The sequence below is a fragment of the Acinetobacter sp. WCHAc060042 genome, assembly GCF_003231195.1.
GTDB lineage: Bacteria > Pseudomonadota > Gammaproteobacteria > Pseudomonadales > Moraxellaceae > Acinetobacter.
In genome coordinates this window covers 24323-45545 of sequence record NZ_QKVN01000028.1, presented here as the reverse complement: position 1 = coordinate 45545, position 21223 = coordinate 24323, and the positions used below count along the sequence as shown (strand labels likewise).

General features: G+C 41.3%; 24 protein-coding genes. 15 read left to right on the top strand and 9 right to left on the bottom strand.

Annotated features, from left to right (window positions below):
* Positions 1–20 precede the first annotated feature (20 nt).
* A complete protein-coding gene (locus DPG01_RS12885; RefSeq protein ID WP_110975365.1) occupies positions 21–1397 on the bottom strand; it encodes a heavy metal sensor histidine kinase in 1377 nt (458 codons plus the stop codon).
* Positions 1397–2068, bottom strand: a complete 672-nt coding sequence (locus DPG01_RS12880) for a heavy metal response regulator transcription factor (protein ID WP_110975364.1) — start codon at positions 2066–2068, stop codon at positions 1397–1399. The genes DPG01_RS12885 and DPG01_RS12880 overlap by 1 nt, the downstream gene beginning before the upstream one ends.
* A gap of 107 nt (positions 2069–2175) precedes the next feature.
* Between DPG01_RS12880 and DPG01_RS12875 the strand changes: the two genes are divergently transcribed.
* From DPG01_RS12875 to DPG01_RS12865, 3 genes are all read left to right on the top strand, one after another.
* Complete coding sequence (locus tag DPG01_RS12875; RefSeq protein WP_171327413.1) at positions 2176–2664, top strand: GlcG/HbpS family heme-binding protein; 489 nt, start codon at positions 2176–2178, stop codon at positions 2662–2664.
* Positions 2665–2674: 10 nt separating this feature from the next.
* Positions 2675–3076 carry a hydroxyisourate hydrolase gene (gene uraH / locus DPG01_RS12870; RefSeq protein ID WP_110975362.1) on the top strand — a complete coding sequence of 134 codons (402 nt, stop codon included), beginning with the start codon at positions 2675–2677 and terminating at the stop codon, positions 3074–3076.
* A gap of 179 nt (positions 3077–3255) precedes the next feature.
* Positions 3256–3510: a TIGR03643 family protein gene (locus DPG01_RS12865; protein ID WP_058952279.1), complete on the top strand. Its 255-nt coding sequence runs from the start codon at positions 3256–3258 to the stop codon at positions 3508–3510.
* A gap of 14 nt (positions 3511–3524) precedes the next feature.
* Here the strand turns inward: DPG01_RS12865 and DPG01_RS12860 are convergent, their stop codons facing one another.
* Positions 3525–3659, bottom strand: coding sequence for a DUF2256 domain-containing protein (locus tag DPG01_RS12860; protein WP_081408287.1), 135 nt, complete (start codon positions 3657–3659; stop codon positions 3525–3527).
* A gap of 3 nt (positions 3660–3662) precedes the next feature.
* The gene (locus DPG01_RS12855; RefSeq protein WP_110975361.1) at positions 3663–5186 is read right to left on the bottom strand and encodes a cryptochrome/photolyase family protein; all 1524 of its coding nucleotides are present in this window, start codon (positions 5184–5186) and stop codon (positions 3663–3665) included.
* A gap of 384 nt (positions 5187–5570) precedes the next feature.
* Between DPG01_RS12855 and nudC the strand changes: the two genes are divergently transcribed.
* From nudC to DPG01_RS12810, 9 genes are all read left to right on the top strand, one after another.
* Entirely contained in the window at positions 5571–6344 is a 774-nt protein-coding gene (gene nudC, locus DPG01_RS12850; RefSeq protein WP_110975360.1) for an NAD(+) diphosphatase, read from the top strand.
* Positions 6345–6513: 169 nt separating this feature from the next.
* Positions 6514–7062 carry a lipocalin family protein gene (locus DPG01_RS12845; RefSeq protein ID WP_110975359.1) on the top strand — a complete coding sequence of 183 codons (549 nt, stop codon included), beginning with the start codon at positions 6514–6516 and terminating at the stop codon, positions 7060–7062.
* A 134-nt stretch (positions 7063–7196) separates the two neighbouring features.
* A complete protein-coding gene (locus tag DPG01_RS12840; RefSeq protein ID WP_110975358.1) occupies positions 7197–8183 on the top strand; it encodes an acyl-CoA desaturase in 987 nt (328 codons plus the stop codon).
* The gene (locus tag DPG01_RS12835; protein WP_086209433.1) at positions 8180–9463 is read left to right on the top strand and encodes an NAD(P)/FAD-dependent oxidoreductase; all 1284 of its coding nucleotides are present in this window, start codon (positions 8180–8182) and stop codon (positions 9461–9463) included. The genes DPG01_RS12840 and DPG01_RS12835 overlap by 4 nt, the downstream gene beginning before the upstream one ends.
* A 9-nt stretch (positions 9464–9472) precedes the next feature.
* Complete coding sequence (locus DPG01_RS12830) at positions 9473–10261, top strand: DUF1365 domain-containing protein (protein ID WP_110975357.1); 789 nt, start codon at positions 9473–9475, stop codon at positions 10259–10261.
* Positions 10258–11463: an SAM-dependent methyltransferase gene (locus DPG01_RS12825; protein WP_110975356.1), complete on the top strand. Its 1206-nt coding sequence runs from the start codon at positions 10258–10260 to the stop codon at positions 11461–11463. Before DPG01_RS12830 ends, DPG01_RS12825 begins: the two co-directional genes overlap by 4 nt.
* A gap of 24 nt (positions 11464–11487) precedes the next feature.
* Positions 11488–12267 carry a DUF1295 domain-containing protein gene (locus DPG01_RS12820; RefSeq protein ID WP_110975355.1) on the top strand — a complete coding sequence of 260 codons (780 nt, stop codon included), beginning with the start codon at positions 11488–11490 and terminating at the stop codon, positions 12265–12267.
* An 8-nt stretch (positions 12268–12275) separates the two neighbouring features.
* Positions 12276–13325 (top strand): SAM-dependent methyltransferase, encoded by a 1050-nt coding sequence (locus tag DPG01_RS12815; RefSeq protein WP_110975354.1) that lies wholly within the window; start codon positions 12276–12278, stop codon positions 13323–13325.
* A gap of 35 nt (positions 13326–13360) precedes the next feature.
* Positions 13361–14683 carry a sensor histidine kinase gene (locus DPG01_RS12810; protein ID WP_110975371.1) on the top strand — a complete coding sequence of 441 codons (1323 nt, stop codon included), beginning with the start codon at positions 13361–13363 and terminating at the stop codon, positions 14681–14683.
* Positions 14684–14700: 17 nt separating this feature from the next.
* On the opposite strand, the gene DPG01_RS12805 is transcribed toward DPG01_RS12810, so the two are convergent.
* The 4 genes from DPG01_RS12805 to DPG01_RS12790 form a co-directional block, all read right to left on the bottom strand.
* On the bottom strand, positions 14701–15387 hold the full coding sequence (locus DPG01_RS12805; protein ID WP_110975353.1) for a response regulator transcription factor: 687 nt from the start codon (positions 15385–15387) through the stop codon (positions 14701–14703).
* An 11-nt stretch (positions 15388–15398) separates the two neighbouring features.
* Positions 15399–15893: a chalcone isomerase family protein gene (locus tag DPG01_RS12800; protein ID WP_110975352.1), complete on the bottom strand. Its 495-nt coding sequence runs from the start codon at positions 15891–15893 to the stop codon at positions 15399–15401.
* Complete coding sequence (locus tag DPG01_RS12795) at positions 15869–16441, bottom strand: nuclear transport factor 2 family protein (protein ID WP_110975351.1); 573 nt, start codon at positions 16439–16441, stop codon at positions 15869–15871. Before DPG01_RS12795 ends, DPG01_RS12800 begins: the two co-directional genes overlap by 25 nt.
* 113 nt (positions 16442–16554) lie before the next feature.
* Positions 16555–17448: a LysR substrate-binding domain-containing protein gene (locus DPG01_RS12790; protein WP_110975350.1), complete on the bottom strand. Its 894-nt coding sequence runs from the start codon at positions 17446–17448 to the stop codon at positions 16555–16557.
* Between the two features lie 102 nt (positions 17449–17550).
* Between DPG01_RS12790 and trpB the strand changes: the two genes are divergently transcribed.
* Both trpB and trpA read left to right on the top strand, forming a co-directional pair.
* Positions 17551–18762, top strand: coding sequence for a tryptophan synthase subunit beta (gene trpB, locus DPG01_RS12785; RefSeq protein WP_110975349.1), 1212 nt, complete (start codon positions 17551–17553; stop codon positions 18760–18762).
* Positions 18759–19547 (top strand): tryptophan synthase subunit alpha, encoded by a 789-nt coding sequence (trpA, locus tag DPG01_RS12780; protein WP_110975348.1) that lies wholly within the window; start codon positions 18759–18761, stop codon positions 19545–19547. The genes trpB and trpA overlap by 4 nt, the downstream gene beginning before the upstream one ends.
* Before the next feature lie 124 nt (positions 19548–19671).
* On the opposite strand, the gene ribA is transcribed toward trpA, so the two are convergent.
* On the bottom strand, positions 19672–20274 hold the full coding sequence (ribA, locus tag DPG01_RS12775) for a GTP cyclohydrolase II (RefSeq protein WP_110975347.1): 603 nt from the start codon (positions 20272–20274) through the stop codon (positions 19672–19674).
* A gap of 397 nt (positions 20275–20671) precedes the next feature.
* On the opposite strand from ribA, the gene DPG01_RS12770 reads away from it, so the two are divergent.
* A complete protein-coding gene (locus DPG01_RS12770) occupies positions 20672–21172 on the top strand; it encodes a Dps family protein (protein ID WP_110975346.1) in 501 nt (166 codons plus the stop codon).
* Positions 21173–21223: the final 51 nt, after the last annotated feature.

Below are 21223 nucleotides of genomic sequence, written 5' to 3'. Positions count from 1 at the left end.
ACATACATTTAAATTTTAGACTATTTTGGGAAACGCAATTCAAAGCATATACCTTCTGCGCTATTGACTGCCTGATACATTCCCTGATGAAGCGTTAAAATGGATGCCACAATTGATAGGCCTAAACCACCCGTTTGATGAGGGCTTTGTCTGCTGGAACTGCACTGATAAAAACGCTCAAAGAGATGAGGCAAATGCTCAGGGGCAACTTCCAAACCACTGGTGATTACAGATAATGTAATCATCTGCATATTATTAATGATCTTTCTATGGCTAAGCACATAAATAGTTCGGTGATTGCCGCCATGAACGAGCGCATTTGATATCAGATTAGACAGCGCTTGTTGTAACAGTTCAGGATCTGCCGATAGCTCATTCGCTTCAAGACTTAAAACAAAATTGCAGTGTTGTTCTTCAGCTTGATACTCGAAAATACTGAATATATCTTCTATAAATGATTGAAGTTGAATCTTCTGTTTGTTTAAGCAAACTTTGTGCGCATCTGCGCGTGCTAGAAATAACATGCTGTCAATCATTCGTTTTAAACGTTGATAGTCCTCCAAGTTGGAAATCAAGAGTTCCTGATACTGTGCGGGACTACGTTTACTCATGAGTAAAATTTCAGTTTGACCGATTAAATTATTCAAAGGTGTTCTGAATTCATGAGCAATGTCTTCGGAAAAACGATTCAGTTGGCTATATCCTAGTTCGATACGGTCAAGCATGGCGTTAATATCGGAGGCTAGTTGTTCGATCTCTTGAGGAGGATGATTCAGATTAAGTCTCTGTTCAAGTTTGTGAATACTAATAGCATGAGTTTGTTTGCGTAGTGTTCTTAATGCGTTCAATCCGAAATGGCTGGCAATCGCGCAAAGTATGAAAATGGCTAGAATACCACTAAACACATAGATAAAAAGACGTTTTTTAAAAGGCGAGATAATCGCTAAACGTTCCGACCACTGCTTGCCTGCAATTAATAGATAGGGTTGTCGATTAATTTGAATAGTTTTCCATGCAATACGGGTGGGATAAGCATAAGCCGATAAATCACGGAATTGAATTTGGGGCTGATGGGTAAATTCAGGTAGCGGAATGCCAAGTGGATTGATATTAATCAGAATCTGGTCGTCCTGAATCAATAAAAACAAATTATCTTGATTACCCAACATATTTTGATACAGCTTCGGGCGAGCAATAATCTGTTCGATATTGCGACTGTCTTGCAGCAATATTTCCAGTCGCTCAATGCGTTCAACCAAAGCCCGATCTTGCTGGGCAATTAAAATCTGATTGATGCCCAGATAGGTCATAAAAGCCACAGCACACAACACCATGGCAGCACACCATGTGACCAATAGTGTTAATCGGAGTTCTAAAGAGCGAAGGCGCTTGAACATTAGGCTTCAACCGAAATTTTATAGCCCAGGCCACGAACAGTATGAATGAGTTTTATCTCATGCCCCTCATCAATTTTACTGCGTAAGCGGCGTACCGCGACATCAATAAAATTCGTATCGGTATCAAAATTGATATGCCAAACTTCGGAAGCAATTTGCCTGCGCGTAATAATTTCATTTGGGTGCTGTAGCATAAAGCGCAATAGACTAAATTCCTTTTTACTGAGTTCAATTAACTGCTCATTCCGCCACACTTTATGATGGATTAAGTCCATTTTTAAGTTGCCGATCCATAGCTCGTTTTCCTGAACATGCTGTTGCCGTCTCAGTAAGCTTTTAATGCGTGCGAGTAATTCAATATATGAAAAAGGTTTAGACAGGTAATCATCAGCGCCCAGTTCTAGACCTTTGACCCGATCGATCACCTGATCTTTTGCGGTAAGAAAAATCACAGGGATTTGGGAAAATTGACGCAATACTTTTAACACTGCCCAGCCATCAATATCGGGCAGCATCACATCGAGTATGACCAAGGTATAAAGTTGCATTTTTAGTTTTTCCAAGCCTTCGAGCCCTGAATGAACACATTCAGCGGCATAGCCAGATTCATTTAAGCCCTTCACCAGATATGAGGCGATCTTTACTTCATCTTCGATAATTAGAATACACATTTTGCTCGGACTCATTTTGAAGATGACAACTTTGTAATGTGATTGTCATGCTTCAAATCATTCAGGTTGTATAAGATTTTGTAAAACTTAATTCGGGGGCAATCATGATGAACAATCTCAAAGGGCTTGTTTTAACAGTAATGCTGATGAGTAGCAGTACTTTTGCACAAACCGTTCAATTGAATCAAGTTTATTCACTCGATTCTAACGCTGCCCACATCCTTGTTGATGCCGCAGTAGCTGCTTGTCAAAAAATACAGCACAACATTGCTGTGGTCGTGGTTGATCGGGGAGGAAATACCTTGATGGCAAGTAGGCATGAAAATGTCGGCCCCCATAACTTGGGCGCAGCCGAAAAGAAAGCCTATACCGCTTTATCGACCAAAACAGCGACCTTGCTGTTAAGTCAAAATGCCCATGAAAACAGTGATGCAAGAAATTTAACCACTTTATCTAATTTGCTGTTGTTAGGTGGCGGCATACCTGTGCGTAATGGAAGTCAAGTAGTTGGCGCCATTGGCGTTGCCGGAGCAGGGGGGGCAAAAAATGACCATTACTGCGCTGAAAAAGCTGTTAAGTCTACTTTCAATCCTTAAGGAATCCATCATGTTTAAAAAATTATTGCCACTCTCAACACTATTGTTGACCTCAATGACTTTTGCACAAACTAACCCCTTAAGTGTGCATGTGTTGAATTTGGAAAATGGTCTGCCTTCCGCTCAAGTCGAGGTGGTACTCGAAAAAAGTACTGGGAATGAATGGGTGAAGTTAAATCAGCAATATACTGGCCCTAATGGCCGTATTACTGCATTGTTTCCTGAAAATCAGAAGCTTGAAGCCGGTATTTATAAAGTTACCTTTAAAACCGAGGACTGGTTTAAAAAAAATAAGCAAGATACTTTCTTTCCTGAAGTTCCTGTAATTTTTAAGATAGATGGAAGTGTCAGCCATTATCATATTCCTCTACTTCTAAGTCCTTATGGATATTCGACTTATAGAGGTAACTAAGATTTAAAAGGGCTAGTTTAACTAGCCCTTTTTTTGTGCTGAGTACGTAAACTAGAGAAAAATCACAAAAAATTCATGATCGTATTATTATGCTTTTAGTTGAATTAAAGTTGACTCAAGTTATGTACATGAGTTGATAGAACTTATTGAAGCTTCATAGTAATTAAAATGAGAATGGCATGAATCAATTTTCTGAAGAAGACTTATCCAGAATTATCGAAATGGCCTGGGAGGATCGAACCCCATTTGAAGCCATTCAATGTGAGTTTGGTTTGAACGAAGCGGCAGTAATCCGCTTGATGCGGCAAAATATGAAACCCAGTAGCTTTAAAATGTGGCGTGCACGTGTGACAGGCCGAAAAACCAAGCATCTACAGCTGCGTTTACCTGATGTGATACGGGCCTATTGTTCACGCCAATACAAGCGTTTCTAAGTGTTTGATTTTGATTACCGTCTGGACTCACGTTTACATCGTTCAGAACAATATTGTACTTCCTCCCAGCAGCGGTGCCATTTCTTGCGCCAAGTAAAAGGGCGCAAACAGTGGATACAGATTTTTTCAGGGAGATGCTGTTTTTTCATCGTTTATAACTCATTGATCTGGCTAAGAAGTTGCTGGGCATGGCTGATAATCTGATGCCGATCTTTAAGTTTATCTAGCTGTCGATAGATCATACCCATACGTGGATGAGTACGAAATTTCGCCTCATTCCGGATCATAAAATACCAGTACAGGCTATTGAACGGACAGCTATCTAGCTCGGTCCGAGTTTTGACATTGTAGCTACAGTGCTTACAGTAATCGGACATCTTATGGATGTAATTGCCCGAGGCCGCATAGGGTTTGCTGGCCATCAAGCCGCTATCGGCATGCATCACCATACCCAGCGTGTTCGGTAGTTCTACCCATTCATAGGCATCGGCATAGACTGCCAGATACCACTCGCTGATCTGCTGTGGGTCTACACCAGTTAATAAGGCAAAATTTCCAGTCACCATCAAACGCTGGATATGATGTGCATAGGCATGCTGAAAAGTATTACGGAAACACTCAGCCATACAGTTCATCCGAGTACGGCTAGTCCAGTAAAATTGTGGCAATGGTGCTGAGTGCTGCAGTGCATTGCGGCTGGCATATTCTGGCATGTACAGCCAGTAAATTCCGCGAACATATTCGCGCCAGCCGAGAATTTGTCGGATAAAACCTTCCACGGCATTCAGTGGTGCATGACCGGCATGGTATGCAGCTTCTGCCGCATCACAGATTTCTTTAGGTAGTAGCAGACCACAGTTCAGATAAGGTGAGAGCAGGCTGTGAAACAGCATGTCTGAGTCTTGAACCATGGCATCTTGATAATCGCCAAAATGTGGCAAACTGTGGGTAATGAAATGCTCCAGTGCAAGCAGAGCATTGCTACGTGTGGTGCCCCAGCGGAAGTTGTCAAGGCTGCCAGAGTGACGGGAAAATTCACGTTCAACCAATTCAAGCACATCCAGATCAATCTGATCGTGTTCAAAGTGAAGTGGTGCAGGCAAAGGGGGATTGCCAGCCCAGGCCTTACGATTGGCGCTGTCATAGTTCCACTGTTCTCCAAACGGCTGCTGTCCCTGCATCAAGTAACCGGTCTGCTTGCGCATTTCACGGTAAAAATATTCCATACGCAGTGTCTGGTAGCGGCTGGCCCAGTGCCGGAACTGCTCCGGACTACAGAAAAAACGTTCATCATTCAGGCATTGTACTGGCAATTGTAGCTGCTGGCTCCAATACTGTTCAATCTGCTGCTGTAAACGATATTCCCCGCAGTGAGTAATGACCAGTTCTGTGACTGGTAAGAGTTGCTGCTGTGACTCTACGAAATCCAGCAGGCTACGAATCGGACTATCAGATTTAAAAGCATGGTAACGTACACGCCAGCCTTCTGCTTTGAGTTCTTTGGCAAAATGACGCATGGCGCTAAAAATCAGGGCAATTTTCTGCGGATGATGGGCGACATAAGTGGCTTCCTCAACAACTTCGGCCATCAGGATCACATCCCTGATACGATCTAGCGCTTTGAGCGTAGCAAGCTGATGATGAAGCTGGTCACCCAGAATTAAACCGAAACGCATAGCCATTCCAGACCCTATGAAAGATAGCGCAGTGTAAGTCAAGACAGTTCAATTTTTTGTGAAAATAAAGATCATTCTGCATGTTGAATCAATCCAACTCGACCAGATGGCTCGCTGACATCGCACAGAAATGATGAGTACTGCTATAACAAAATATTCATCCCTACAATGCTAAAGCCAGTTGATGAAACTCGCTTTACATGATTTCTTAATACATGAGTAGTGTGAAAATTATGTGATTTTAATCAAAAAAGATACAAATTATTATGGTTGTAATTCAAGTAGCTCACGCCTAGTATCTGGCTTGAAGTTACTCCATGTGAGCTTCCTTAGTTTTGTCCCATACACCCCTCTGTATGGGATTTTTTTAATCAGGGAATTGTCATGAGCATGCATTCAAAAGCGTATATTTTTAGACAGCAGCAATTACTAGTGGATGAGCATTTTCAGTTGCCTCAGGTAGAAAGACTGCAACACGACCTAAACCTGTCGGAAAATTGCGAGATCATTGCTCGTGACCTGAAAGAAGACGAACCGGTGCCGGAAGGTTATCAGCTGGTTCCAATCCGGCAACTGGTGCAAGTCTGGAGCAGACCGCAGTTTGAACAGGCCAGCCGTGCGGTACAGTTACTGGAATGGCGCCGTAACCACCGCTTTTGCAGTAAATGCGGTCACGCCACCCAGCAGCATGTCAGCCAGTATGCCATGATCTGTCCATCCTGTGGCTATAACCAGTATCCGCGGGTGAATCCCTGTGTGATTACCATCATTACCCGAGGTACAGATGAAATTCTGCTGGCAAAAAATGCTCGCAACAAAACCCAGATGTACAGCCTGATTGCAGGCTTTGTTGAAGTTGGAGAAACCCTGGAAGAGGCAGTAAGCCGTGAAACGCTGGAAGAAGTGGGACTACAAATCAAAAATATTCAATATCTAGCCAGTCAGCCGTGGCCGTTTCCCAGCAATCTGATGATGGCCTTCAAGGCAGAATATCAGGGAGGGGAAATTCAGATTCAAGAAAATGAACTCAGCGATGCGCAATTTTTTAAATTTGATCAGTTACCCGAGATTCCGTTTAAGGGTAGTATAGCCTATACCATGATTCAGCATGTGATACATGGAACGCCTGTTGCAGATGACAGCAAAAAATGGCTTTGAAAAAGTAATCTTGTTTGGGTCTCTCAAATAAACTGCAATAACGCATTAGGTAGTGAATATTCAGATGGCATTTCCTGATCTGGAGAAACTGAATCGCATCATTTGATCTTCACGCTTTGTTCACATCTAGCTGGGTTATCTTAATCCTGAGATCCAACAAGGCTAAAAAATGAAGATGCGATTTAAGTCTGCTTTTGCAGCGATAGCACTGTCTATCATCAGCTTAAATACAACGACTCAAGCAGAAACTGCTGCGCCTCAGGCAGTTGAACGGGTAGATATACAGAAGTATGCCGGTAAATGGTATGAAATTGCGCATTTACCGATGTATTTTCAGCGTAAATGTATAGCTAATATCACGGCACAATATAGCGTCAATGCCGATCAAACTATCGGCGTATTGAATAGCTGCCGAACTGCCAATGGTGAGATAATTAGCTCTGAAGGTGTTGCGTATTCGCAAAATCAGGGGAACAGCAAACTGAAGGTCAGCTTTTTGCCTAAAGGTTTAAGATGGATACCCTTTACTAAAGGTCATTACTGGGTATTACGAGTAGACCCGGAATATAAAGTGGCACTGGTGGGTGGCCCAAGTAATAAATACCTATGGATTTTGTCACGTGAACCGCAACTAGATGAAGCAACTTATCAGTCATATATAGACACTGCGAAAGATTATGGCTATGACGTGACAAAACTTATCAAATTGCCTCATTAATCTGTTAACCTTTTGCCGAACTGATAAATCTCTCAACAGTTCGGTTTTTTTATTTACTTCACATAAAATTCATACCTGACTGATTACACTCATCAAATAGAATAAATACAATCGCTCGAAAGTAGGATGAGTCCATGTTGAAAACTCTGATGCGATGGATAGACAGCTGGTCCACACCCACAGCGCCCGAAACACTGACGGCTGAAAACAGCAAGATTCAGTGGCAGCGGATTTTACCCTTTATTCTGTTGCATCTGGCTTGTCTAGCCGTGTTCTGGGTGGGAGTGTCGTGGTTTGCAGTGTGCTTTATGCTGCTGTTCTACCTGATTCGTATGTTTTCCATTACGGCTTTTTTTCATCGCTATTTATCGCATAAAACCTTTCAGACCTCGCGTCCAGTGCAGTTCCTATTTGTATTACTAGGCACCATGAGTGCACAGCGTGGCCCCTTATGGTGGGCAGCCCATCATCGTTATCACCACCGCTATACAGATTCTTCACAAGACCCGCATTCATCTACCCACGGTTTTTGGTATAGCCATGTGGGTTGGTTTCTGAATGAATATAACTTTGCCACGCGTAAAGAAGTCATTAAAGACTGGCTGAAATATCCGGAATTAATCTGGCTAGACCGGTTTAGTCTAATTGTGGTGCTGTTGACCGCGTGTGGGATTTATGCACTAGGAGAATGGTTGGCAATAGCTTGGTCGCAACTGGGGACTTCCGGCTTGCAATTACTGGTCTGGGGATTTGTGGTGTCCACTGTATTGCTGATTCATGCGACCTTATGTATCAATTCACTGGCGCATCATTACGGCAGCCGTGATTTTGACACTGATGATCAAAGCCGCAACAATTTATTCTTGTCTATCATTACCTTGGGCGAAGGCTGGCACAACAATCACCATTATTATGCAGGCAGTACGCGACAGGGCTTTTACTGGTGGCAGATTGATGTGACCTATTACCTCCTAAAAATTATGTCTTGGCTCGGGATAGTCTGGGGCTTAAAGCCAATTCCAGCTCGGGTCTATGACGTCAGTAAAATTGCACAAGCTCGAAAACAGAGAAAAGCAGCCAAAACAGGCGCACCTACTATTCATTCTAAGGAATCACCATGAAAATTGCGATTATTGGTTCAGGTATTTCCGGTTTGTATGCGGCCTGGAAATTAAGCAAAGCACATGAGGTCACGGTCTTTGAAAAAAATAATTACTTTGGCGGCCATACCGATACCCATCAGTTGAATATAGATGGCGAACAGGTTGCAGTGGACAGTGGCTTTATTGTATTTAATGAGCATAACTATCCACTGTTCTGTGCAATGCTCAAAGAACTCGGGATTCAATCGCAAAGCAGTGACATGGGTTTTTCGGTGAACAATCAGGTCACTGGCTTGCAGTACAATCCTTCAAAAAAATTCTCGCTGTTGTTCCGACCGCAAAACTTCTTTAACGCTGATTTTCGCATGATGTTGTCGGATCTGTTCCGTTTTTATGCGGCGAATAAAGATATTGATGTTGAACAGGTCGATGCACAGCTCAGTATTGATGCATATCTCAATCGACATGACTATTCCGAAGCCTTTCGTCAGGAACATCTCTATCCGATGTGCGGAGCGCTATGGTCCTGTCCAGTAGAGCAAGCTGGACAGATTCCGTATAAATTTGTGGTGAGCTTTTTTCAGCACCATCGTATGTTGCAGCTGAAAGAGCGACCTTCGTGGCTTACGGTCAAGGGTGGATCAGCTCGTTATGTTCGTGCCATTCAGGCCCAATCGAATATGACTTTCCGCAAGACAGGTGTGCTTCATGTATCCCGTAGTGCCAATGATGTAGTGATTGAAACTGGACAGGGCAGTGAACGTTTTGACTGGGTCATTTTTGCCAGCCATGCTGATGATAGCTTGAATTTACTTACAGACCCGTCAGCGCAAGAGAGGGAAGTACTTGGCAAGTTTCGTTATCAGGATAACCATATGGTGGTGCATTCCGATACTCATATCATGCCCAAATCCAGACGCCAATGGGCCAGCTGGCATGTACATGTGACACCTAGTCGTGCAACCGAATCAACTCCATTCCAGCATAGTGGCATGCATTATGGTTTCAGTTACTGGATGAACCAGTTGCAAAACCTGAATTGTAAAATCCAAATCTTTGCCACACTCAATCCTAACTTTAACCTCGATCCGAAAAAAATATGGATAGAACGATATTACCGTCATCCAGTATTTGATGCTGCCGCGATTGAGGCACAACAACGTTGGGCTGAGGTTAATGGTCAGAACCGGACGTCATACTGTGGTGCCTACTGGGGCTGGGGCTTTCATGAAGATGGAGCGCGTAGTGCTTCATGGGTTGTAAATCAGTTGCTGCAACACACTGAGCAAGCGGCTTAGGAGTACAGAATGCAAATGTATCCACTGGCTATCGCTTCTACCGAAATTCGCCATCGTCGCTATTTTCCCAAATCACATGTTTTTGAGGTAAAGCTTAGCTATTTATGCTTTGATCCGGATCAACTGACAAATTTTACCCAAAAATCTTGGTTCTGGTCTTCTAGTCGCTGGAGTTTATTGACCTTGGATGAGCGTGACTTTCTTAACATGGAATATGGTTCGATTCGGCAGAAAGTTGCACGTTTACTGATCAAGCACGAAAACTATCATTTACCACATGCTGCATCTATTCGTGTACTGGCTTTGCCACGCACACTGGGTTTTCGTTTTAATTCTGTGGTGTTTTATTTGATCTTTGATACGACCGATCAACTGATTTTTATACTGAGTGAAATCACCAATACACCGTGGAATGAACGTCAGGTGTACATTCACGATTGTCGGCACAATGTAACTAAACATGCACCTTACCAGAGCCACCAATTTGACTTTAAAAAAGCCTTTCATGTGTCACCATTCATGCCGATGTCACTAGATTACCGTTGGCGTTTTAGCTTTTCTGAACAGCAAAATGTGATTCACATGCAGCTGTTTGAACAAGAAATATTGCAATTTGATGCCACGATGAAATTTAAGCTGCAAGCCATCACACTTCCTTCACAGCAACATCGATATGCTGTATTAAAAGTTCTTGAGCCCTTTAGGATGGTGAGCGGGATTTATCTACATGCTTTGCGCTTATGGAAAAAGAAAATTCCGTTTTATCGGCATCCTAAAAAAGAAAAAGGAAAGACATGACTATGAAAACACTGTTAATGGGAGAGCATACCGAACTGCCGATAGTCCTACGCCATATGCTGAAATTGCGTCATGGTCAGCTAATATTTAAAGGTATCTGGAATGGTCTGGTCGGGGAAAATTACAGTGACTTGCATGCAGTAATTCAAGTTCACGACCAACGCCTTATCGATTTGCTGTTCCGTAATGGTGTACTGGGGGCAGCAGAAGGATTTATTCGTGGTTACTGGAGCAGTAAAGATCTGGTCAACGTAATTCGTATTCTAGCACGTAATCGTGATGTTCTTGATCGGATGAATCAAAATGTAGTGGCAAAAGCCAGCCAGTTGGTACTCAAGGCTTGGTATAAATCCCGCAAGAATTCGATTGATGGTAGTCGTCAGAATATTGCTGAGCATTATGACTTGAGCAATGATTTTTTTAAATTGTTCTTAGATTCCAGCATGATGTATTCCAGTGCGGTGTTTAAAGAACCCTGTATGAGCTTGGAACAAGCTTCAGATTATAAAAAAGAACTGATCTGCCAAAAACTTCAATTGCAACCGATGGACCATTTGGTTGAAATTGGCAGCGGCTGGGGAGGCTTTGCCATTTATGCGGCTCAGCATTATGGCTGTAAGGTGACCACCATTACCATTTCCAAAGCTCAGTACGATGAAGCACTCGCCCGAGTTGCTGAAGCAGGGCTGTCTCATCGGGTGTCTGTACAGCTTCAGGACTACCGTTTACTCGAGGGTAAATACGACAAATTGGTGTCCATTGAAATGATTGAAGCAGTTGGTGAACAATATTTACCAACGTATTTCCGAAAATGCCGCGAGCTCCTCAAGCCGAATGGTCTAGCCTTGATACAGGCGATTACGATTGAAGATGCACGCTATGTTAAAGCTTTAAATACGGTAGATTACATTAAACGTTATATTTTCCCCGGTAGTTTTATTCCATGTATCAGTGTGATGACGCAAACGGCTTCTGATCAAAAACTTCGTCTCAAACATCTGGAAGATATTGGTCAAAGCTATGCACAAACCCTGAAGTGTTGGCGCCAGCGTTTTCTGGAGCAGCGTGATCAAGTACTGCAACTTGATTTTGATGAGCGTTTTATACGTATGTGGGATTTTTATCTGTGTTATTGCGAAGGTGGTTTTAGGGAAGGTGTGATCAGTGATGTTCATTTGCTGTTTGAAGCCAGTGCTTACTAAGCAGAAATAAAACAGGAGGGCGACATGCTGCTAGATTTATTTTTGCTCAATGTCTTCATCATGCTCTGTAGCTGGGTGTTGGTGACCTATAACCGCAGAGCAGGGCTGGTCGATGTCGCTTGGAGTTTCAGTATTGTCCTTAATGTGATTATTGCCGCTTGGGCGATTGAAAGTGCACCGATGTTGGTTCGGTTATTTCTGGGACTGGCAAGTGGGATCTGGTTTTCACGGCTGACTTGGCATCTGTTACGGCGCTATGCCAATGAAACCCAAGAAGACACGCGTTATGCCAACATGCGCCGAGCGATGGGGGATTATCAGCATCTTGGTTTTCTGGTGTTTTTTATATTCCAGGCAGGTTTGACTCTACTGTTTTCTTACCCAATGCTGAAGTTGTTAAGTATCTCGACCGAGCAATGGAATGACTGGACTTTGGTCACTGTGATTGTGGCGGGCATGATCATGCTCTCGGCTTTGATAGGTGAAAGCACTGCAGATCAGCAACTTTACCGTTTTAAGCTAGATCCACAGAATCAAGGTAAAACCATGGATCAGGGTTTGTGGAAATATTCGCGCCATCCGAATTATTTTTTTGAATGGCTGCATTGGTTTGCCTATCCAGTGCTCGGTCTGGCAGCAGGATGCTATGAATTATGGATTTATCCACTGTTGATGTGGGTATTCCTGTACTACTTTACAGGTATTCCATTTAGTGAAAAACAAGCGCTTGCCCACCGTGGTGACAACTATAAAGACTATCAACGACGAACTTCAATGTTTATTCCGTGGCCACCCAAAGAGTAGGTAAATACATGGACTTTATGATTCAAAAAACCTTAGAACTGATCGAAAATGGCAAGGTGCCAGACCCAGTGATTCGTGCTGGTATTAAAATCTTGAGCAAAAAACGTTTGGCACAAGAAGGTCGGTTTAACCCCGCATTGGCAGCGCAGCGCTATATGGATGTGCTGACCATGCTGAAAAACAGCGAAATTGCCATTGAGACAGACAAAGCCAATGAGCAGCATTATGAACTGCCGACCGCATTTTTTCAGGCAGTACTCGGTAAGCGTTTGAAATATAGTGCGAGTCTATTTGAACATGCCGATATGACGCTAGACCATGCCGAAGAAGTTGCCCTTGCATGCTATTGCCAGCGAGCACAACTGAAAGAAGGGCAGGATATTTTGGAAATTGGCTGCGGTTGGGGTTCTTTAAGTCTATATATGGCCGAGCATTATCCAACGGCCCGTATTACAGTCGTATCAAATTCTTCAACGCAGCGCGAGTATATTCAGGAACAAGCCCGTTTAAAAAAACTGGATAACCTTAATGTGATCACTTGTGATGTCAATGTGTTGCAACTTGAACCTGCGTCATTTGACCGTGTGGTATCGGTGGAGATGTTTGAGCATGTACGCAACTATCAAAAACTGTTTGAAAATATTAGTATTTGGCTCAAACCAGATGGCTTATTGTGGTGTCATATTTTCTGTCATCGTTTCTTGCATTATCCGTTTGAAGTCAAAAATGAGTTTGACTGGATGTCGCAATATTTCTTTAGTGGTGGTTTGATGCCAGCAGCCTCAACTTTCCTACATTTTCAGCAGCATTTACAGCTAGAACAGCACTGGCAATGGGCGGGTACGCAGTATGAACGTACCGCAAATGCTTGGCTAGAAAATATGGATGGTAAACAGGCCGAGCTAAAGCCCTTATTTGAAAAAACTTATGGCGCGGATGCCGCAATCTGGTGGCAGCGCTGGCGGATTTTCTTTATGGCCTGTGCGGAGCTATTTGGTTATGACCATGGACGCGAGTGGGTCATTGGCCACTTTCTGTTAAAGAAGAAAGCCGTATAATTGAACAATGGGATTGGCCAGCGGGGAATGCATCAATGTTAAAGCTGTTTAGGGACAAACGTGATCATCCTCTGGGTGAGGTGTTTAACCGCTACTACTGGCTGCAAATAGGATTCATTGCCCTGTCTGTGGTTATTGGGATTGGCTTCAGTGCCTGGGTGATTAAAGGTTCTTTGCTCAGAACGGCGCTAGAACAGGAGATGTCACACTACTGGCAGCGATTAGAACGCAATCCTGCCGCAGAATTGCCCGATACCAAAAACCTGTATGGTTACCGCTGGAACACTGTGCCACCCTCCCAATTTAAGAATATGTCACTTGAGCAAGGGGTGAATCGGCATTTTGTCGATGGCAAGGAACGCATGACCGTTTATGGTGAAAAAGACGGGCAGCATGTGCTGTTGGTTTTTGGCGAAAGCAATGTCAATAAACTGGTCTGGCTGTTTGGTCTGGCACCACTGATGGTCAGCTTGTTTGTACTTTATAGTATGTTATGGTGGTGGAACCGTCGTGCCCGGCGCTATTTTTCTCCCATTACAAGGCTTGCCAACGCACTGGAACATATTGATTGGGAAGATTATAAAAATCAGGCTTCACCGTTTCATGACATCAGGACTGATTCAAATCTGGAAGCGGAATATCTGAAGCAGGCGCTAGAAAAATATCATCAGGTATTAAGCGAGTTTATTCAGCGTGAGCGTGAATTTACTGGTGATGTCAGTCATGAGCTTCGCACACCACTGACCATCTTAAAAGGCAATGTGCAGTTGTGCCAGGCACGCTATGGGGACAATAAATCCTTTACTCGCTTGAACAACACAATTGAAGACATGCAACTATTAGTTGACACACTACTGGCTATCGCCCGCAATACCACCAATACTTTAACCGCTGCATCGACTATGCTTTCAGAATGTCTGGAAAATCTAGTTCAGGATCTGGATAGTGTTAGCTATAACAAAGGCATGCGGATAAATTTTCAAAAAGATCTAGACGAACAGCCACGTAAACTTTACCCATCGATGACTAAAATGGTATTTGGCAATATTTTGCGGAATGCACTGAATTATTCACAAGGCACAGAAATTGATGTCATTTTGCAAAAAAATACAGTATTGATTGCAGATAATGGTGTCGGCATTCCTTTACCGAATAACTCAAAGGTGAAAGAACTGTCGGGGCAGCAATTGCAATTAGAGATCAAAGGCTATGGCATTGGACTACAATTGGTACAGAAGTTGTGCAAGCAGCTTGGCTGGCGGGTGGAATTGTTTGATCGGCAGTATTATCTCAATACTCATCAGGATGTTGATCTGGCGATGACGACTGGACTGATTGTCGTCGTGTATTTAAATTAAGACTGGGCTTCGAAAGCTTAAGCTTCTAAAGTGATCTTTAACCCTACGCCAGATATGGTGTGAATTAGTTTTTGCTCAAAAGGCTTATCGACCATTTTACGCAAATTATAAATATGACTACGTAGGGCATCGCTTTCAGGCTCTTCATCCCCCCAAAGCTCTATCATAATTTCCTGTTTAGTCAGAACTTTAGGCGAATGACGCATCAGTAGTTTGAGCAGTTTGAATTGAATGGGGGGCAGTTCAATAGTTTGTCCTCCACGAGTCAGTTGCTGTGTTGCAGAGTCCAGAATAAGATCATGAATTTGAAGACGGCTAGAGGAGACTTCACCCTGTGAACGCTTGATCAGAGCTTTGATTCGAACCACCAGCTCATTAAAGTCAAATGGCTTGACTAGATAATCATCCGTGCCTGAATTGAAACCTTTGAGTTTGTCATTCAACGTATCGCGTGCGGTGAGCATCAGCACAGGGAGGTCCATACCTTCTTTATTTCGTAGCCATTCACATAGTTCATAACCCGAACCATCAGGTAAGTTAATATCTAAAAGTAAAATATGATAGCGTTGCTGCTTGAGCAATTGGCGTGCCGCATTTAGGTTTCGAGCATGATCGACCACAAAACCATGCTCTTCTAGAAACTCGCATAAGGTAGATGCCAGTTCGTAATGATCTTCAACCATCAAAATAAAATGTTTAGACATAACTGTAGAGACTACTTTATTAATTGCTGTTTTAATTTAGCACTAAATGGCTGAGGACCTAGCCATATATTAAAATATTGCTGGGCTAATGGGTTCTGGAGTTGTCCCAGCAGTTTCTGGTTTAAGTATAGGCTTAATGTGTGTGTAGCATGGATATACTTCAGTTGGTATAGATCTCCTGACTTCACTGGACGATACAAATCGGAGATTGGATTGAAAACAGCCTGAATTTTTTGATCTTTAATATTACGTTGGAGTAGATGTGTGGCCGCACGTTTGAATGCCCATTCTGGAATATTCTGTGTATAGGTAAAATCCATCTGTATGTTTTGGCCTTGCCAAGGCTGATTACAGTTTTGCGCAAAGTAACTGGCCACACCGACCTGTTTTTGTCCCACCATGAGTGGGCCATTACCACATTTATTTAAGCTCTGCGCATGTGCGGAACCAAAACTCCCGAGCATCAGTGCAGTGGTTATGGCTACTTTTTGAAAGGCAGTACCCATGAATAGGTTCCTCCTACATAGGGCAAAGAACGATACAGGCCATTGGCAGGATCCCAGAAATCTTGTTGGAAAATAATCTGATGATTTGGGTTGACCTTTATTTCACTGATGCCAAAAGAATCCATGGTTCGCGTTTTGCCGAACATTTTAAAATCATAAACCATATGCCAATGCACATAGGCAGAGTCCTGATGATACGAAGTATTTAATAGGCTGACGGTTACATTACTCACCCGCTGGTTCATACCTTGGAAATGTTCAAGCAGTTTTTTACGCGATGAAAATTGCGACAGAGTATCGTTAATAAAAAGCTGATCTGCATACAGTGCTCCAGCGTTTTCAACGAATTGAGGGGTGCCCAAGGTATTAAATGCCGAAGTGAAGCGCGTGCCGATTTCTAGTGCTTTTGCATCATCTAAGGGTATTCCTTGAATACTCGCTCTGGCATTTGCATAATCAGAGGAATAACGAGGAACACTTTTACATCCTGACAGGAAAAGCACGGGTAAGGATAAGGCAACTACCATTAACGTTTTGAGTTGATTCATGTTCACTGTCCATCTTTACCGTTTATCCTCATACTTTAGATAGGCTAGAGTGAACAGAATGTGAAGATAGACGCTAAAGACAGTGCATTGAATAGAATTTTGGTGATCAAGGATTAAATTTCACTTTCCCTTTTTTTCTCAGCCATTAACCAATGAATAATATTCATGACATCAGGATTCTCATTATTTTTTCTGACTATGGCATAAAAATTATAGTCACAATAGATAAAACCAAAAGGGGCAATGACTCTTCCATTTAGTATTTCTTTTTCTACTAAAATTTGAGGTGCTATCGCAATTCCTAAGCCTGACACAGCCGCCTCTATCATTAAATTGAGACTATCAAAATAACGATCATTCGCTTTTGGGGAAAAGTGAATCTTGGACTGATCAAACCATGTATGCCATGCACTTTTATTTGAGTGGGTATGAAGTAATGGATAATTTAAAAGATCATTTTTTGTATGAAAAGGATTTATTTCACGATTACAAACAGGCCCCATGTTATCGGGAAATAAAAGATATTTATTCAAAAAGTTGGGAAGTATATGATTTTCACTGATGCTATTGATAAATATGTCAACTTTCTCTTTTTCTAACAATTTTAAGTCATTACATGTCATTAATTTGATATGGATATTGGGGTAAATGACTTCGAGTTTTTCTAATCGGGGAATCAGCCAATTTGCCATAAAACTATGAGAAGCGCCTATTACCACTTCTACCTCTGACGTTTTATTTGTTAACTCAAAGACGCATTGTTCTAAACGATTAAAAAGATGCGTACAAACTCGAGATAATTCTTCTGCATCCGTTGTCTGAGAAATGGTAGAGGAATGCCGAATAAACAATTTTTTATTTAACCATTCTTCTAACTGCTTTATTTGGTGGCTAATCGCACTATGGGTGACACACAATTCTTCCGCAGCTAAGCTGAAACTTTTATTTCTGGCGACGGCTTCAAATGCTTTTAAAGTATTAAGGGGAGGTAATGTTCTGCGTTTCATGTTGTAAAATTTTCTAACATCATCAGCTCAAAATATATCAATTATCAGAAAAATGAAAATATTTTAAGATCAAACAAATTTTGATAGTAAAAGTGATATGAGATGACAACCCCTTATACAGGTAATGGTCCTGATGACTTGGGATTTTTTGGTAAATTTGGCGGATGTTACATGCCAGAGAGCTTAATGCCAGCACTTCAAGAATTAGAGCAAGCCTTTAATACTGTTCGGCACAAACAGGAATTTTGGGCTGAATATCAGCAGATTTTAACGGACTTTGTTGGTCGTCCTAGTCCTCTCTTTTATGCAAAAAATCTAACATCTTATGCAGGAGGTGCTCGAATATATCTCAAGCGGGAAGATTTGAACCATACGGGTGCACATAAGATCAATAATTGTGTGGGGCAAATCTTATTAGCCAAATTTATGGGGAAAACCAGAATCATTGCAGAAACCGGTGCTGGACAACATGGTGTTGCAACAGCAACTGTTTGCGCACTGTTTAAGATGAAATGTACCATTTTTATGGGAGAAACAGACATTCAGCGCCAACAAATGAATGTTGAACGCATGAAATTACTCGGTGCTGAAGTCAGAAGTGTTCAAAAAGGTCGTGGGACTTTAAAAGATGCGATGAACGAAGCATTACGTGACTGGATTAGTCATGTTGATACAACCTATTATCTGTTGGGTACTGGTGCAGGCCCTCATCCATATCCCGTAATGGTCAGAGAATTTCAAAAAATTATTGGTCTAGAAGCCAGAAACCAAATACTCCTCAAAGAAAATAAATTGCCTGATGCCTTGGTTGCTTGTGTTGGTGGTGGATCAAATGCATTAGGGTTGATGCATCCCTTTCTAGAAGACCTGAATGTCAAAATGTTTGGCGTTGAGGCAGGTGGAAAAGGAACAAATCACGGTGAACATGCCGCCTCTATTTGCAAAGGTCAAGTCGGTGTGCTACATGGCAATTTAACCTATTTATTACAAGATTTAGATGGGCAGATTTTAGAAGGGCATTCTATATCAGCCGGCTTAGATTATCCTGGTATTGGCCCTGAGCATGGCATTCTGTTTGAAACAGGACGTGTGACATATACGGCTATAACCGATCAAGAAGCTGTAAATGCATTTCAGCTTTTAAGCCAACAGGAGGGCATTATTCCTGCTCTTGAGAGTTCCCATGCGATTGCGTATGCGATTCAACTTGCTCAAGAAATGCAGCCAGAACAGATTATTATTGTCAATTTAAGCGGCAGAGGTGAAAAAGACTTAAACACGGTCAAAAAATATCTTGCAGGAGCTACAGCATGAACCGTCTAGATCAAAAATTAGAGCAATTGAAACTGGAAAATCGAAGCGGTCTGGTCTGTTATTTTACTGCTGGGGATCCTAATTTTGCAGATAGTTGTCGTTTGTTAAGTCAATTGGGGCAAGCTGGAGCTGACATTATTGAAGTCGGCATTCCATTTTCAGATCCAGTGGCAGATGGAGAGATCATTCAGGCAGCACATCTTAGAGCATTAAGTTCCGGTCAAACGGTAAAACAGACCATTGAGTTGGTAAAAGCAATCAGGCTATATGATGACCAGACACCAATAATTTTCATGACTTATTTAAATCCGATTATGCAATATGGTTTCGGGACACTTGTCGCCGAAACAGAAAATCTTATAGATGGAATATTGATTTTAGATGCTCCATATAGATATCGAGAAAAATTCGAAGTGCAGTTAAATAAAAAAAATATGCATTTAATTGCAATGACCGCGCCGACGACCCCAGTTGAAACGTTAGAGCAAATCTCAGCGCGCGCGACAGGTTTTTTATATCATGTTGCAGAAAATGGTTTAACAGGAGGAGACTTCAATCTGTCTAATCTTGAGAAAAAGATTGCTGAAATTAAGCCTATTTTTAATATTCCAGTTGCAATTGGCTTTGGGATCAAAAATGAAAGCCACGTTAAAGCATTAGCCAATAAAATAGATCTTATTATCATTGGCTCAGCGCTTGTCAATACTTTTTTTAATAAGGGGATGAATGCGACTTTAGAAAAAGTCACAGTTTTTTCGCAAATCCTTAGAGAAAATAAAGAATAAGCCAGCTTCTTTCATAAGTATTCTTTAAAACCATAATTAAATATAAAACAGTATTTTATCTTAGCCTTCTCCCGAAAGGGAGATGGAACTTTATACGTGGATTTTTTCTAAGAGTGATTGCTTTTTAAAAATCACTATAATCATATAGATGTGACATGCGTTTTTGCTTTGTTTCAATATAATTCTTATTAAAGTTATTTAAGCCTACTTTCAAAGGAATACGTTCAACTACGTTAATACCTAAATCAGTCAAAGATTTGATTTTAAATGGATTATTCGTAATTAATTTGACGTCTTTTATTTGTAAATAATCAAGCATTATTGTACACATATCATACTTTCGAGCATCTGCTGGCAGGTTTAATAATAAATTTGCATCAAGGGTATCATGTCCTTGGTCTTGAAGTGCGTAGGCCCGAATTTTATTGGTTAGTCCTATGCCACGGCCTTCTTGGCGAAGGTATAAAATGACACCTTGACCTGCATCATGAATCATCTTCATGGTTGAGTGTAATTGTGGACCACAATCACATTTGAGTGATCCAAAAGCATCACCTGTTAAGCACTCTGAATGTATTCTGACCAATACAGGTTGATTGGAAGCAGCATTTATCCCTTTAGCAAGAGCGATATGTTCTTCACCAGTCTTTTGATCTTGAAATGCTATAATTTCAAAATAGCCAAATGCAGTAGGTAACTTTGATTTGGAAACAAATTCTATAGCCATTTAACTATACCCCTGTATTTTAAGAATTTAGAAACTTGCAACTATTACTTTCCAGCTAAAATAGTTCTCAGATAGTGAAATTTATGTGAAAACACAAGAGTTTTTAGTGTGTGAAGTAAATTTCAATAAAAAACCAATGAGTTACTTCTAATTTTAGATTTGACAAGTTTTCTAAAATTATTTTTTAGTTGGATGTTAAATATACAATTTTTATATGCACAATAACTAAGATCGAAATTAACAGTCATTAGGAATGATATAGACAATTTTAAAATGGTAATTTTTTACTCGTAATTGCTTTCTGAGTAGGTTCATATATAGTCTTAATAGTTAAGCTCTACATTCATTTGGTTCTCATTTTTTAAAATCATGTACTTATTACAAAAGGAAGAGGTTCATGGCTAGTCCTAAAAAAGAAGTAAAAGCAATAAAGATTGATATCGGTATTTCGCATAATGATCGAGAAAAGATTGTTTCTGGTCTGTCAAAATTACTTGCAGATAGTTATACCTTATATTTAATGACGCATAATTTTCACTGGAATGTTACAGGGCCTCAGTTTAATAGTTTACATAATATGTTTATGGATCAGTATACTGAACAATGGAATGCTTTAGATACTATAGCAGAACGCATTAGAGCATTAGGTTTCCCTGCCCCTGGTACATACAAACAGTTTGCTAAATTGACCGCAATTAAGGAAGTAGAGGGTGTTCCAAAAGCACAAGAAATGGTTAGTTTATTAGTTAATGCTCACGAAACTGTTGCAAAAACAGCAAGAGGAATTTTTCCAATTGTCGATGAGGTAAACGATCAGCCATCAGCAGATTTAGTTACACAAAGACTTGAAGTACATGAAAAAACTGCATGGATGTTAAGAAGTCTTTTAGAAGATTAATAGATGTAAAAAACCCTTGAATATATATTTATTCAAGGGTTTGAATAAATT

Bases quoted from the DNA above. Each gene is read 5' to 3' on its own strand.
- DPG01_RS12865 (WP_058952279.1), top strand. From the start codon at position 3,256: ATGAATCAATTTTCTGAAGAAGACTTATCCAGAATTATCGAAATGGCC.
- DPG01_RS12830 (WP_110975357.1), top strand. From the start codon at position 9,473: ATGCAAATGTATCCACTGGCTATCGCTTCTACCGAAATTCGCCATCGT.
- nudC (WP_110975360.1), top strand. From the start codon at position 5,571: ATGAGCATGCATTCAAAAGCGTATATTTTTAGACAGCAGCAATTACTA.
- DPG01_RS12840 (WP_110975358.1), top strand. From the start codon at position 7,197: ATGTTGAAAACTCTGATGCGATGGATAGACAGCTGGTCCACACCCACA.
- DPG01_RS12835 (WP_086209433.1), top strand. From the start codon at position 8,180: ATGAAAATTGCGATTATTGGTTCAGGTATTTCCGGTTTGTATGCGGCC.
- uraH (WP_110975362.1), top strand. From the start codon at position 2,675: ATGTTTAAAAAATTATTGCCACTCTCAACACTATTGTTGACCTCAATG.
- DPG01_RS12855 (WP_110975361.1), bottom strand. From the start codon at position 5,186: ATGCGTTTCGGTTTAATTCTGGGTGACCAGCTTCATCATCAGCTTGCT.
- DPG01_RS12820 (WP_110975355.1), top strand. From the start codon at position 11,488: ATGCTGCTAGATTTATTTTTGCTCAATGTCTTCATCATGCTCTGTAGC.
- trpA (WP_110975348.1), top strand. From the start codon at position 18,759: ATGAACCGTCTAGATCAAAAATTAGAGCAATTGAAACTGGAAAATCGA.
- DPG01_RS12810 (WP_110975371.1), top strand. From the start codon at position 13,361: ATGTTAAAGCTGTTTAGGGACAAACGTGATCATCCTCTGGGTGAGGTG.
- DPG01_RS12845 (WP_110975359.1), top strand. From the start codon at position 6,514: ATGAAGATGCGATTTAAGTCTGCTTTTGCAGCGATAGCACTGTCTATC.
- DPG01_RS12880 (WP_110975364.1), bottom strand. From the start codon at position 2,068: ATGTGTATTCTAATTATCGAAGATGAAGTAAAGATCGCCTCATATCTG.
- DPG01_RS12770 (WP_110975346.1), top strand. From the start codon at position 20,672: ATGGCTAGTCCTAAAAAAGAAGTAAAAGCAATAAAGATTGATATCGGT.
- DPG01_RS12860 (WP_081408287.1), bottom strand. From the start codon at position 3,659: ATGAAAAAACAGCATCTCCCTGAAAAAATCTGTATCCACTGTTTGCGC.
- DPG01_RS12790 (WP_110975350.1), bottom strand. From the start codon at position 17,448: ATGAAACGCAGAACATTACCTCCCCTTAATACTTTAAAAGCATTTGAA.
- DPG01_RS12825 (WP_110975356.1), top strand. From the start codon at position 10,258: ATGACTATGAAAACACTGTTAATGGGAGAGCATACCGAACTGCCGATA.
- DPG01_RS12885 (WP_110975365.1), bottom strand. From the start codon at position 1,397: ATGTTCAAGCGCCTTCGCTCTTTAGAACTCCGATTAACACTATTGGTC.
- ribA (WP_110975347.1), bottom strand. From the start codon at position 20,274: ATGGCTATAGAATTTGTTTCCAAATCAAAGTTACCTACTGCATTTGGC.
- DPG01_RS12795 (WP_110975351.1), bottom strand. From the start codon at position 16,441: ATGAATCAACTCAAAACGTTAATGGTAGTTGCCTTATCCTTACCCGTG.
- DPG01_RS12815 (WP_110975354.1), top strand. From the start codon at position 12,276: ATGGACTTTATGATTCAAAAAACCTTAGAACTGATCGAAAATGGCAAG.
- DPG01_RS12875 (WP_171327413.1), top strand. From the start codon at position 2,176: ATGAACAATCTCAAAGGGCTTGTTTTAACAGTAATGCTGATGAGTAGC.
- trpB (WP_110975349.1), top strand. From the start codon at position 17,551: ATGACAACCCCTTATACAGGTAATGGTCCTGATGACTTGGGATTTTTT.
- DPG01_RS12805 (WP_110975353.1), bottom strand. From the start codon at position 15,387: ATGTCTAAACATTTTATTTTGATGGTTGAAGATCATTACGAACTGGCA.
- DPG01_RS12800 (WP_110975352.1), bottom strand. From the start codon at position 15,893: ATGGGTACTGCCTTTCAAAAAGTAGCCATAACCACTGCACTGATGCTC.